Source organism: Acinetobacter sp. 226-1 (genome assembly GCF_030329325.1).
GTDB lineage: Bacteria > Pseudomonadota > Gammaproteobacteria > Pseudomonadales > Moraxellaceae > Acinetobacter > Acinetobacter sichuanensis.
Genome location: NZ_JACANU010000013.1, coordinates 1 through 12,203, shown reverse-complemented (window position 1 = coordinate 12,203; position 12,203 = coordinate 1). Strand labels below are relative to the sequence as shown.

Here is a 12,203-nt window from a genome sequence, read left to right as displayed (position 1 = left end):
TTTTAGACTTATCCTTGAGTTGAAGATGGATTTGAGAGCTGTTCTCGAATCCATTTTATTTTTTCAGGGCTAAATAACTTTTCAATATTGCCCCAAATGGGATGAAAGCCATAACCGCCATGTTTCATTTCATTTAAAGCATCCGCCGTAGACCAATTTTCAAAAATAATACGATACATTGCAATACTAGCACCTGTACGATCAGAGCCATGATAACAATGAATTAATACTTTTTGACCTTTTTGTTGTGCGGTTTGAATAGAGCGCATGACTTGTAGTAAATCATGTTCATTAATTGCCCATGTATGAATGGGAATATGGACTAACTCTAAATTTTGACCTGCAAGTGTTGAGCTATCTTTATCACGACTACGTAAATTGATCACAACATCAATATCATGTTGAGCTAATAATGGAATTAATTGCTTACTGGGTTGCTCACTACGAAAAATGCTATCACTCATTTTATAAAAATTATAATCGGACTGAATGACTTGTCCCCAATTTTGGGGTCTTTGGTCGGCAGGAAGCGTTGAAGTTGTTATGCATCCTGTTAGCGTACTGCTTAAAATTAAAGTCGCTAAAAAATATTGTTTTATCATATTTGATATTTCTTTAAGTCCAATGGGTCATGTGCGCAAATGATCTCAATTTGTGGTTGAGTTTGGGCAAGGGTTTGTAATGCTTGTAAGCTTTGAAGACGTTGTTGATTATCAAAAGCAAGTAATTGTTCAGCCCAATTTAGACCCCAGACACGATATTTGGGGTTAAGTTCTAAGTGAGAGTAATAGGCATCGCCACAAAAAAGTAAATAACCTTCTTGTTGTTTTATCGCAATACCACAATGTCCTGCCGTATGTCCTAATAATGGAATCATTAAAATTTCATCTTTAAAAATATTAAAACCTTGTACACGATGAAAATTAAACCAAGTTTCACCCGCAGCGTGTTCTAAAAAGTGCCAATACGCATGTTGTTGAAATTGTTGAGGACGATAACGTAATTTATTTTTAGCAGAGAGCGTTTGTGCTGCATTAAACTCATTCGATAAAATATGTACGGTGGCATTTGGAAAGTCTGCAATACCTCCTGCATGATCAAAATCTAAATGCGTGACTAAAATATGCCGAACATCATTGGGCTTAAACCCCAGTTGTTGAATTTGATGGAAAGCAGATAAATGTTGATCAGGTACAATTGCAGCAAAATAGTGAATGAGTTTGCCTAAACGCTTTTTAGAATGTAAATAATCTTGTATGCCTAAACCTGTATCAACTAAAACTAAGCCACGATCTGTCTCAAGCAATAAACAATGACAGACAAAGTGTGCTTTTAAGCCTGTTTGCCCAAAAAGAGGTGCGCAGAGTGGGCAAAAACTACCACAATGTAAATGGTGGATTTTATAAATCATACTATTTTGATTGTTAAATTATTCTACATCTCTTATACCTTATTTTTGCAAATCAACCAATGCTTACAAAACATTGTCATTAATGCTGCAATGTTTATGATTTTCTATAGCATACTCATAAATATAACAAACATAATAAGGAGAATACGGATGCAGCTTTATTATTCTTTAACATCGCCTTTTGCGCGTAAAGTTTGTGTGCTGATTCAAGAGTTAAAAATTCAGGATCAATTTGAAATGATTAAGATTGACCCTTGGACAAACCCAGATTTAAGGCAGATCAATCCATTATCAAAAGTTCCAACTTTGGTTTTAAATCATAAAGAAGTTTTATTTGATTCGGCATTAATTTGTGAATATTTAAGTACCTTAAAAGATAAAGCACTGATTTATCCCACTGAGCGTGTTGAATATTTTAAAAGTTTAAGGTTACAAGCATTAGCTGATGGTGCTATGGCAGCCGTAGGGCGATGCTATGCAGAGTTTAAAAAACCTGAACATTTACAATCACAAGATATGTTACAACGCTTTCAAGCAACACAGGTAGCGACACTGATTTGGTTGGAACAACATTTAGATAATTTCACCAAAAACTTTGGGATAGGTGAAATTTCTGTGGCGTGTTTGTTGGCATATATTGATTTTAGATTTCCTGAACAAGATTGGAAGATAAAATATAGCCAACTTGCAGCATGGTTTGAGCAAGTGAAGGCACGTGATTCAATGCAATTCACTCAGTACCAAGTGTAAGGATGAAAGTGTCTAGCTATTTTTGAAAAAAAAGAACTCCATCTGAGAAAGGTGGAGTTCAATGGAGAAAGCACAATTTTTGTTTTTGAAGTTTAATTTAGTCTTTATTCGGTTGTGGCGTTAAGCGTAAATAAGGTTTAACCGCCGTATAACCTTTTGGGAAGCGTTCTTTTAGCTCAGCTTCATCTTTAATTGAAGGCACAATAACAACATCTTCACCTTCTTGCCAATTTGCTGGTGTAGCAACTTTATAGTTGTCTGTGAGTTGTAATGAATCAATCACCCGTAGAATTTCATTAAAATTACGTCCTGTTGAAGCAGGATAAGTAATAATTAAACGGACTTTTTTATGAGGATCAATAATTAATAAAGAGCGTACAGTGGTTGTTTCGCTGGCATTGGGGTGAATAAAATCATAAAGTGTTGAAACTTTACGATCTTTGTCCGCTAAAATTGGAAAATTTACCGTTGTATGTTGTGTTTCATTAATATCTTGAATCCAACCTTGATGTGACTCCACATCATCTACCGAAAGCGCAATTGCTTTTACACCACGTTTGGTAAATTCATCTTTGAGTTTTGCTGTATAACCCAGCTCTGTTGTACACACAGGTGTATAATCTGCGGGATGAGAAAATAAAATACCCCAATCATTACCTAAAAATTCGTAAAAATTAATCTTCCCTTCACTAGAGTTCTGTTCAAAGTCAGGTGCTGTATCACCCAAACGAATTGTCATGATATTGTCCTCAAAATTTAGAATGTTTAAAGTTGTTGTTTAGCTCGTCAAAATCACTATGGCTTAAATTTCTTATAATTAAAAATAGTGTTTTTGTATTTCTTTATGAGAAAATAAGATATAAAACCTGAACAAGATGTAAAAATTCACGATTTCTGCTGAATAGTTCTATCTGTCTATCGTGCAAATTTGCTACATTAGTTCGCCTTAGCTCATACACGCGAAAGTCGGTGCACAGATTTTTTTTAATTGGTTTTGTGTAAAAACCTTGTACTTCAAATTTCTAACACCATAATAACGTCTGAGAAAAATTTATTTTGATAAGCAAGTTTTAGAGAGTCTATACATGTTGGCAAGCCTGATCGGAGGAATCTTCGGTACTAAAAACGAGCGTGAACTAAAACGCATGCGTAAAATTGTCGATAAGATCAATGCGCTTGAGCCGACAATATCTGCTTTAAGTGACGCTGACTTATCTGCAAAAACTGAAGAATTTAAACAAAGATATAAAAAGGGTGAAAGCCTTGATAAGTTAATGCCAGAAGCATTTGCAGTTTGTCGTGAAGCGGGTAAACGTGTCATGGGCATGCGTCATTATGACGTGCAATTGATTGGCGGTATTACCTTACATGAAGGTAAAGTTGCAGAAATGCGTACAGGTGAAGGTAAAACCCTAATGGGTACTTTGGCTGTTTACCTCAATGCAATCAGTGAGGCAGGTGTTCATGTCATCACAGTCAATGATTATTTGGCACAGCGTGATGCAGAGTTAAACCGTCCACTGTATGAGTTCTTAGGTTTAACTGTTGGTGTGATTTACTCCATGCAAGCACCAATGGAAAAAGCTGAAGCTTACCGTGCAGACATTACTTACGGTACAAATAACGAATTTGGTTTTGACTATCTACGTGACAATATGGTTTTCTCAATGGTAGAGAAAAAACAACGTGGGTTAAGTTATGCCATCATTGATGAAGTGGACTCTATTTTAATTGATGAAGCACGTACACCTTTGATTATTTCTGGTCAAAGTGAAGATTCATCGCAACTTTATCAATTAATGAATAATATTCCGCCAAAATTAACTCCACAGAAAGAAGAAAAAGTTGCAGACGGTGGGCATTTCTGGATTGATGAAAAGCAACGCTCTGTTGAAATGACTGAAGTCGGTTATGAAACAGTAGAGCAAGAACTCATTCAAATGGGGTTGTTGGCTGAAGGTGAAAGTTTATATTCAGCAGCAAATTTAAACTTAGTTCATCATGTAACTGCTTCAATTCGTGCGCATTTCTTATATCAACGTAATGTGCATTATATTATCAATGATGGCGAAGTGATCATTGTTGATGAAAACACAGGTCGTACCATGCCTGGTCGTCGCTGGTCTGAAGGTTTGCATCAAGCAGTTGAAGCGAAAGAAGGTTTAGAAATTCAACCAGAAAACCAAACTTTAGCAACCACAACATTCCAAAACTATTTCCGTTTATATAAAAAGCTTTCAGGTATGACAGGTACTGCTGATACTGAAGCTGCGGAAATGAAAGAAATCTACAACCTAGATGTAGTGTTAATTCCAACCCATCGCCCAATGTTGCGTAAGGACTTAAATGATTTAATTTATTTAAATCGTGAGGGTAAATACAATGCAATTATTGAAGAAATTCAAAAAATTCATGCTGCAGGCGTAGCGCCAATTTTGATTGGTACAGCGACGATTGAGGCTTCTGAGATTCTTTCAGATAAACTGCGTGATGCAGGTATTCACCATGAAGTTCTCAATGCAAAACAACATGAGCGTGAAGCTGATATTATTGCTCAAGCAGGTGCGCCGAATGCTGTAACGATTGCAACAAATATGGCGGGTCGTGGTACAGACATTTTGCTTGGTGGTAACTGGAAAGCTTTACTTGCAAAAATTGAAAATCCAACTCCAGAAGATAGTGCACGACTTCGTGCAGAGTGGGAAAAAAACAATGAAATGGTGTTGAGTTCAGGTGGTTTACATATCATCGGTTCAGAACGTCATGAATCACGCCGTATTGACAACCAGTTACGTGGTCGTTCAGGTCGTCAAGGTGACCCTGGTGTATCACGCTTCTTCTTATCACTTGAAGATGACCTCATGCGTATTTTCGCAGGTGATCGTGTGATTGCGATGATGCGCGCAATGGGCTTGCAAGAAAATGAAGCCATTGAACATAAAATGGTGTCACGTTCAATCGAAAATGCGCAACGTAAAGTTGAAGCACGTAACTTTGACATTCGTAAAAATCTTTTAAAATACGATGATGTCAATAATGAACAACGTAAAATCATTTATTCACAACGTGATGAGATTTTAGAAGAAGCAACACTTCAAGATTATATTGAAGAAATGCATCAAGAAGTCATGAAAGGTTTAATCGAAACTTATATTCCACCTGAATCAATTCATGATCAGTGGGATATTGAAGGTCTAGAAAATGCTTTGCGTGTTGACTTAGGGATTGAGCTACCTGTATCACAATGGCTTGAAGAAGATCGTCGTTTAGATGAAGAAGCTTTGGTTGAGCGTATCAGTGATGAAGTCGTGCAACGTTATCGCCAACGTCGTGAAAATATGGGCGCTGAGTCTGCTGCAACTTTAGAACGTCATTTCTTGTTGGGTTCATTAGATCGCCACTGGAAAGACCATTTAGCTGCAATGGATTATTTACGTCAAGGTATTCATTTACGTGGCTATGCGCAGAAAAATCCAGAGCAAGAATACAAAAAAGAAGCGTTTAATTTATTTGTAAATATGCTTGGTGTGATTAAATCAGACGTTGTGACTGATCTTTCTCGTGTGCATATTCCAACTGCGGAAGAGTTAGCAGAGATGGAAGCACAACAACAAGCGCAAGCAGAAGCAATGCGTTTGAACTTTGCACATGATGAGTTTGATGGTTTAACTGGTGAGTTGAGTACGAGTACTCAAGCTGAAAATGAGCCTTTAAATTTACAAAAGCCTCAAACATTTACACCACCTGAAAGCCGTAATGCACCATGCCCATGTGGTTCAGGTTTAAAATATAAACAATGTCACGGTAAAATTTAACATTTACCAACGTTAGCGTAATCTTTAAAAAAAGCAGGGCAAATGTTCTGCTTTTTTTACAAGTTATTACAGGAGGTGAATATTTATTGCACCTTTCACGATTAAATGTTATTTACTTGCTCAGTCCATGTTTAAAGATTTAGGAAAGATAATGAAAATACAATTCAAAGCATTATTTGTCGCAGCTTTAGCAATGCCAGTGCTGACTTTTGCAGATACTCAGCCACAAACTACAACGGTTGCCAATGTTCAGGCAGCAACAGGTGTAACTACTGCGCAGGCAGAAATTAAAAATGATTCAACGACAGTCATTAGTCCTCGCACAGGTATTCGCTATACTTTAGGAAATACAGGTGGTCGTCCAATTATTCTAAAAACAGCAGCAATTGCTGCGGTAACACCTGCAACGATCAATCGTGTGGTTGCTTCTAATCCAGCTTTATCAGCATCGAGTCAAGAAAAAGTAAAACAGGCGCTTTTAGTTTCAGAAAGTACGGTCGCTCAAAATCAAGTCGCTACGCAATAATGCTTGAAAAGTTATAAATCTATATCTAAACCAGTTGTTGTCGGACGCTGGTTTTTTCTTTTTTTAAGATCTATCACAATAAAAATGAATTCACTCCGTTATAGGCTCGATTTTTTGTCTATTTTCTAATAAGCTGTTGTTTTATTAATTTCATTCTGGATATTTGAAAATGGCAGTTGGTGACGTAACTATGCCACACATGCATGTGGTGCAAGGTGTAAAAATTGGCTCAGCAGAGGCGTATGTACGTTATCCAAATCGACGAGATTTAGTTGTTTTTGAGTTTGCACAAGGAACAACGGTCGCAGGCGTATTTACTCAAAGTGCCTTTGCTGCTGCTCCTGTTTTAATCAGTAAAAAGCACTTAGCTGAAAATACACCGCGTTATTTAGTGATTAATACAGGTAATGCAAATGCGGCAACAGGTGTGATTGGTTATCAAAATGCAGAAGCAACTTGCACAAAATTAGCAGAATTAACAGGTGTACAAGTTAATCAAATTTTGCCATTTTCAACAGGTGTTATTGGTGAGCAATTACCACTTGAACGTTTAACACAAGGTTTACAACCTGCTTTAGATACATTAAATGAAAATGCTTGGTCTGATGCTGCATCAGGGATTATGACGACAGATACCACGCCTAAAGGCACATCTGAGCAGTTTGAGCTAGATGGCATTACTTATACGATGACAGGTATTTCTAAAGGCGCGGGTATGATTCGCCCGAATATGGCAACCATGTTGAGCTTTGTTGCAACAGATGCACCTATTAGCCAAGAAATGACACAGGCATTATTACAAACCACAGTAACCCACTCATTTAATCGTATTACCATTGATGGTGATACTTCAACAAATGATTCTTGTATCTTTGTTGCGACTGGTTTGGCAGGTGGTACTCAAATTCAAAGCCAAAGCGATGCTCGTTATCAGAAAGTATTAGATGTACTTGCAGGTATTATGAATCGTCTTGCACAATTGATTGTACGTGATGGTGAAGGCGCGACAAAATTTATTACTGTACATGTTGAAGGTGGTGAAAACACACAAGAGTGTTGTGATGTAGCTTATAGTGTTGCCGAATCACCTTTGATTAAAACGGCATTGTTCGCTTCAGATCCAAACTGGGGACGTATTGTCATGGCGATTGGTAAAGCTGGTGTACCAAACCTTGACACTAGCAAGGTTCAGGTATGGTTAGGTGATGTGCAAATTTGCTTAGATGGTGGTGCAAATCCTGAGTATACCGAAGAGGCAGGAGCTGCTGTGATGGCTGAAAAAGAGATTAATATTCGTATTGATCTTGGTCGTGGTACAGCGAAAGATACAGTTTATACCTGTGATCTGTCATATGATTATGTCAAGATCAATGCGGACTATCGCTCTTAAAATTAAAAAATTTTAAAGAACCTCCGTTGTGAGGTTTTTTTATAAGTCAATGTTTTTTTAATAACTGGTCAAATGAGCCAACGCCAAAATTGCCAGTGTATGACATGAAACGCTTGTTTAATCACAAGCATACGGATAGAGAATACGTTTTATGAATGATGCGACCAATTTAATTGCCAACGAAGCAAAATCAATTGTACAAGCGCATTTAGATCGTTTGGGTGAATCTAAGAGTAATGTGTTAACTGAAGAAGCAAAACAAGCGAAGTTTGCACAAATTAAAGCAGAGCTAGAAAAACGTGATGCTGTTTTAGTAGCGCATTACTATTGTGACCCTGAAGTACAAGAACTTGCAGAGCTAACAGGTGGCTGTGTCTCTGATTCACTTGAAATGGCGCGTTTTGGACGAGATCATGCTGCATCAACATTGGTGGTGGCAGGCGTAAAATTTATGGGGGAAACCGCTAAAATTTTATCACCTGAAAAAAAGGTTTTAATGCCAACTTTAGAAGCAACTTGTTCACTTGACTTAGGTTGTCCTGTAGATGAGTTTACTGCGTTCTGTGATGCTCATCCTGATCATACAGTGGTTGTTTATGCCAATACTTCAGCTGCTGTAAAAGCTCGAGCAGACTGGGTGGTAACTTCAAGTTGTGCAGTTGAGATTATTGAATATTTAGATAGTTTAGGTGAAAAAATCATTTGGGCACCTGATCAGCATTTAGGGCGCTATATCCAAAAGAAAACAGGCGCAGAAATGTTGCTTTGGGATGGCTCTTGTATTGTGCATGAAGAGTTTCGCTCACGCGGTATTACCAATATGAAAGCCATTTATCCAAATGCTGCTGTATTGGTTCATCCTGAGTCACCAGAATCAGTTATTGATGTTGCAGATGCGGTGGGGAGTACATCACAACTGATCAAAGCTGCACAAACTTTGCCACACGACACTTTGATCGTGGCAACAGATCGCGGTATTTTTTATAAAATGCAACAAGCTGTTCCAAATAAGACACTGATTGAAGCACCTACCGCAGGAGAAGGGGCATCATGTCGTTCATGTGCACATTGTCCATGGATGGCAATGAATGAATTAGATGGCATCTTAGACGTTTTACAAAAAAATGATCAAGAAATCTTTGTGGATGCTCAATTAGCAGAGCGAGCGAAGCTACCATTAGATCGTATGTTGAACTTCAGTGCGAGTTTAAAACGCTAAAATTGTATAAAAAATAATAGAAATGTTTGATAAATATACATTTGACGTATTTTTTTGATTTTTTTTCAATATAGGTGTTGACGTCTAAGGGCGTCACGCCTAGAATGCACACCGTACCGAACGACATGTTCGATACGAAAGCTGAGATGAATCGGAGCATAGCACAGCCTGGTAGTGCACCTGGTTTGGGACCAGGGGGTCGTAGGTTCGAATCCTACTGCTCCGACCAATTCTTCAAGGCAAAGGTTAATTGATAATGTAAATTATCAGTCATGCGCCTGTAGCTCAGTTGGATAGAGCATCCGCCTTCTAAGCGGATGGTCACAGGTTCGAATCCTGTCAGGCGCGCAATTTGCTGCTTGATGTTGTAGAATCTGAAGCTTGTTGTAATGGTGGATGTAGCTCAGTTGGTAGAGCCCTGGATTGTGATTCCAGTTGTCGCGGGTTCGAATCCCGTCATTCACCCCAATCTCTTATGAGATATCGGAGCATAGCACAGCCTGGTAGTGCACCTGGTTTGGGACCAGGGGGTCGTAGGTTCGAATCCTACTGCTCCGACCAATTTAAGTTTACCCAAGTTTAAAACTTAAATATAAATTATCCGCTAATTAAGCGGTTTTTTTATGCCTAAAATTTAATAATCTGAAATTTGAATATAAAAAAAGGTCTATGACAGACCTTAAAATGATGAAAGTGAAATTATGGAATAATAATTACTGACACACGGCGGTTTTCTGCGCGATGTTCTTCGCTGTCATTGGTTTTAATGGGTTGTTCTGAACCTTTACCTATAATTTGAATATTACTTGGGTTGAAATGCTGAGCAATAAAGATATTCGCCACACTTTGGGCGCGCTTTTGAGAAAGCGTTGTGTTATAGCTTGCTGAGCCCACATCATCTGTATGACCCACGATTTTAACTTTGGTTAAGTTATATTTTTGCAACTGTTTTGAAAGATGCATAATAGAGTCGCGGTTTTGATCTTTAATTTCAGACTGATCAAAATCAAATAATAGACGTTCAGGCAGCCCTAAACTCCAACCTTCATCTGTTAATACAAAACCTTCTTTTTTTAATGCACGGACTTGATTGTATTTTAAGCCTCCTAAATTTAAACAACCTGTAAGTGCTAAGCATAATAAGGCAAGAATTGGAAGCTTTAGGTGTGTTGTAAACATATGGTATCCCCTGATTAAAGTTAGTTATGGTAAATAAACCAATGATGAGTCAGTGATTTTGCTTTATACATTGCCTGATCTGCCTGAGAAATTAAATCTTCAGGAGAAATTGCCTGATTCGATAAAGCGATTCCTAAACTAAAACTAAAAGCTATACTTTGATTTTTATAGATCAAAGGTTTTTCACAACTTTTAATCAAATTTTCAGCAATTGAAATTAAGTGATCTACACGTTGGATTGAGCTTAAAATGATGGCAAATTCATCACCGCTTAGACGAGCTACAAAATCATCCTGACGAATATTTTGTTTTAAGCGAGCAGCCATTTCTTTTAAAACAGCGTCTCCAGCTTGATGCCCATATTGATCATTAATCACTTTAAAATTATTTGTGTCGATGAAAAGCAAAGCAATCTGTTGTTTTGTCGAAGTGTTTTTAAATGAATGTATTAGCGCTTGATAAAAATAACTACGATTAGGTAAACCTGTTAAGTGGTCATGTTGTACTTGATAAGAAAGTTGTTGATTTTCCTTTTGCAAATGTGTATGCCATGATTGAATTTCTTCAAGTAATTGATTAAATACGCCATTTAAATGATTAAACTCTTGAATATCATTTTTAGGAAAACGTAAATTGTAAGCACTTTGTGTGCTGACGAGCTGAGCAATTTGAACAATAGGTGTCATTGATTGCATGATATGGCGATAGGTGAGATTTACAGACCACCATAACGCTAAAATCATAAAGAGCATTCCAATGCCTAAACCAACAAAAATTTTAATAATAAAAATTAAAATTTCATTGGAACTACCATAAAGAATAATTTTTCCAACATAATTACCATTATGTAGTACCGCAACATTAATCGCATCATGTAAAAAAATATGATCAAACAAATTTTGTAATGCAGAATAATGATCTATGCTTTTAATACTTTCAGAAATTTTTTGATCCTGATGATCATAGACTTCAATCAAGCGCACAGAATGTTGTTGAGTGTATTCATGTAAGATTTGTGATAAAGCAATTTTATCTTGAAAGACGAGTGCGGGTTGAATCCGCTCAGACACAGTACGACTAATTAATTGTAAATTTTGCTCAGCAAAAGATTTGACTGTAAAAACAGAAATTGTGGCAAAAGTAAAAGTGCAAATTAAAAAAGTAATTGCAAAAATAGTAAATTGAGACTTTCTAAAAAGAGTTTGCAATGATGTCGATTTATAAAATTTATGAATCATTTGTATTACTCCGAATTTTTGGCTAAGAGTAAGACGCGAGGATCCACATGGACTTTCGATCTGGCTAAGCTGTCTAAATTAACTTTAAAAACTGTATTGCCATTTTTTGCATTATTTAAGCAAAAAACGCTACCTATTTCACATTCATTATTGCTTGTACTAAAGGATAGAATTGATTGTGTTAAAGCTATGTTTATAAGTTTTTGTTCAATTGCTGGTGTTGTATTTGAGAAAAAAATAGCATCACAATTTGTTGATTTAACATCATTAGAATTAATATCTTTTACTGTGAAAGCTAAATTTTGTGATTTTAGATAAGAAGAAAACTGTTGAGTTGCATAATTATTTTCAAGAACGCATAAAGTAGCAGGTGGGTTGTTCCATTTGACATAACTTAAAATAGAAAGTGTCATCATATAAATATTATGCGTTGAGTTCGCTATTGAGAAATTACTAAATACAAGCAATCCCCCTACAAGCAAAATTTTTATCAGCTTACTCTGCAACATAATCATTATAAAAGTAGAATAATAATGATTGCATTCTAATGAAAAATGATAATGAGTTCAAAAAATCTATGTAAATGAAAAATTTTTTATGCCAATAATGCTTAAAAAATAGCAAAAAACTTCAATTTTGAAGAATAAATAAGCAGTCATGCATAAAAAAATAAAA

The 12,203-nt window shown here is 36.6% G+C and carries 11 protein-coding genes and 4 tRNA genes; 9 read left to right on the top strand and 6 right to left on the bottom strand.

The features are described from left to right. Positions 1-8 precede the first annotated feature (8 nt). Positions 9-602, bottom strand: coding sequence for a dual specificity protein phosphatase family protein (locus HX124_RS15080; RefSeq protein WP_286383847.1), 594 nt, complete (start codon positions 600-602; stop codon positions 9-11). Then, positions 599-1,411, bottom strand: coding sequence for an MBL fold metallo-hydrolase (locus HX124_RS15075; protein WP_286383848.1), 813 nt, complete (start codon positions 1,409-1,411; stop codon positions 599-601). The genes HX124_RS15080 and HX124_RS15075 overlap by 4 nt, the downstream gene beginning before the upstream one ends. Before the next feature lie 150 nt (positions 1,412-1,561). On the opposite strand from HX124_RS15075, the gene HX124_RS15070 reads away from it, so the two are divergent. Next, positions 1,562-2,161 carry a glutathione S-transferase family protein gene (locus tag HX124_RS15070; protein ID WP_286383850.1) on the top strand — a complete coding sequence of 200 codons (600 nt, stop codon included), beginning with the start codon at positions 1,562-1,564 and terminating at the stop codon, positions 2,159-2,161. A 97-nt stretch (positions 2,162-2,258) separates the two neighbouring features. Here the strand turns inward: HX124_RS15070 and HX124_RS15065 are convergent, their stop codons facing one another. Next, a complete protein-coding gene (locus HX124_RS15065; protein ID WP_286383851.1) occupies positions 2,259-2,900 on the bottom strand; it encodes a peroxiredoxin in 642 nt (213 codons plus the stop codon). 346 nt (positions 2,901-3,246) lie between these two features. Between HX124_RS15065 and secA the strand changes: the two genes are divergently transcribed. From secA to HX124_RS15025, 8 genes are all read left to right on the top strand, one after another. Beyond that, positions 3,247-5,976, top strand: coding sequence for a preprotein translocase subunit SecA (gene secA / locus HX124_RS15060; protein WP_286378259.1), 2,730 nt, complete (start codon positions 3,247-3,249; stop codon positions 5,974-5,976). A 151-nt stretch (positions 5,977-6,127) separates the two neighbouring features. Then, a complete protein-coding gene (locus HX124_RS15055; protein WP_107008148.1) occupies positions 6,128-6,502 on the top strand; it encodes a hypothetical protein in 375 nt (124 codons plus the stop codon). Positions 6,503-6,671: 169 nt separating this feature from the next. After that, the gene (argJ, locus tag HX124_RS15050) at positions 6,672-7,892 is read left to right on the top strand and encodes a bifunctional glutamate N-acetyltransferase/amino-acid acetyltransferase ArgJ (RefSeq protein WP_286383852.1); all 1,221 of its coding nucleotides are present in this window, start codon (positions 6,672-6,674) and stop codon (positions 7,890-7,892) included. Positions 7,893-8,043: 151 nt separating this feature from the next. Continuing rightward, positions 8,044-9,111: a quinolinate synthase NadA gene (gene nadA / locus HX124_RS15045; protein WP_286383853.1), complete on the top strand. Its 1,068-nt coding sequence runs from the start codon at positions 8,044-8,046 to the stop codon at positions 9,109-9,111. Between the two features lie 152 nt (positions 9,112-9,263). Continuing rightward, positions 9,264-9,340, top strand: a tRNA-Pro gene (locus HX124_RS15040). 45 nt (positions 9,341-9,385) lie between these two features. Continuing rightward, positions 9,386-9,459 (top strand) — tRNA-Arg (locus HX124_RS15035). A 44-nt stretch (positions 9,460-9,503) separates the two neighbouring features. Further along, a tRNA-His gene (locus HX124_RS15030) sits at positions 9,504-9,579 on the top strand. 16 nt (positions 9,580-9,595) lie between these two features. Then, positions 9,596-9,672 (top strand) — tRNA-Pro (locus tag HX124_RS15025). 138 nt (positions 9,673-9,810) lie between these two features. Here the strand turns inward: HX124_RS15025 and yfiB are convergent. From yfiB to yfiR, 3 genes are read right to left on the bottom strand one after another with little or no spacing between them, the layout of a single operon-like run. Next, positions 9,811-10,290, bottom strand: a complete 480-nt coding sequence (gene yfiB, locus HX124_RS15020; protein ID WP_286378256.1) for an outer membrane lipoprotein YfiB — start codon at positions 10,288-10,290, stop codon at positions 9,811-9,813. 20 nt (positions 10,291-10,310) lie between these two features. Then, a complete protein-coding gene (gene dgcN / locus HX124_RS15015) occupies positions 10,311-11,528 on the bottom strand; it encodes a diguanylate cyclase DgcN/YfiN (protein WP_107009980.1) in 1,218 nt (405 codons plus the stop codon). Positions 11,529-11,533: 5 nt separating this feature from the next. After that, positions 11,534-12,037, bottom strand: coding sequence for a regulatory sequestration protein YfiR (gene yfiR, locus HX124_RS15010; RefSeq protein ID WP_502872835.1), 504 nt, complete (start codon positions 12,035-12,037; stop codon positions 11,534-11,536). Between the last annotated feature and the right edge of the window lie 166 nt (positions 12,038-12,203).